Origin of the sequence: Campylobacter concisus (genome assembly GCF_002913545.1) — a bacterium.
In the GTDB taxonomy this organism is placed as follows: Bacteria; Campylobacterota; Campylobacteria; order Campylobacterales; family Campylobacteraceae; genus Campylobacter_A; species Campylobacter_A concisus_AV.
This window is the reverse complement of record NZ_PPBR01000082.1, coordinates 1-659: the sequence shown is the minus strand read 5'-3', so window position 1 is coordinate 659 and position 659 is coordinate 1. Positions and strand designations below refer to the sequence as shown.

At 35.2% G+C, this 659-nt stretch carries 1 protein-coding gene; it reads left to right on the top strand.

What is annotated here, in order from left to right:
* Window positions 1-607: NAD(P)/FAD-dependent oxidoreductase (locus tag CYP05_RS04735; RefSeq protein WP_258031520.1), on the top strand; the 607-nt coding region annotated here is incomplete at its 5' end.
* Window positions 608-659 lie beyond the last annotated feature (52 nt).

Genomic DNA, 659 nt, shown 5'->3' with positions numbered 1-659 from the left:
TGCCCCTGCTCTTGTTGGCTTTAGCGTGCAAAAAGATGAGTTTTGGTTTAAAGAGCTTAGCGGCATTAGTCTAAGTGCTGATGTAGTGATAAATACCAAAAACGAGAGCCATAAATTTAGTGGTGATCTACTTTTTACACATAGAGGCATAAGTGGTCCAGCGATACTAAATGCCTCACTTTTTTGGCAAAAGGGACGAATTTGCATAAATTTTTTGCCTAAATTTAGTGAGAAAAATTTAGTAAATGGCAAAAAGCAGCTTGGCTCAGTTTTGCCTTTGCCAAAGAGATTTGTGCTGGAGTTTTTAAGAAATTTTGGCTTAAAAGATAGAGCGTTTTATGAATTTAGCGATGATGAAAAAAATATCATAAAAAGGCTTTTTGCATATCATTTTGCCCCAGCTGGGACATTTGGCTTTGAAAGGGCTGAAGTTACAAAAGGTGGTGTAAAAACTAATTTTTTAAATGAAAATTTAGAGAGCAAAAGCGTAAAAGGGCTTTACTTTATAGGAGAGGTTTTAGATATCACTGGTATGCTTGGCGGATATAACTTGCATTTTGCATTTGCAAGCGCTCTAAAGGTAGCTAGTGCTTTAAAAAATAGCTAATTAAATAGAAGTGAAATTTAGCTAGTGGCAGATAAAACTGCCACTAAATTTA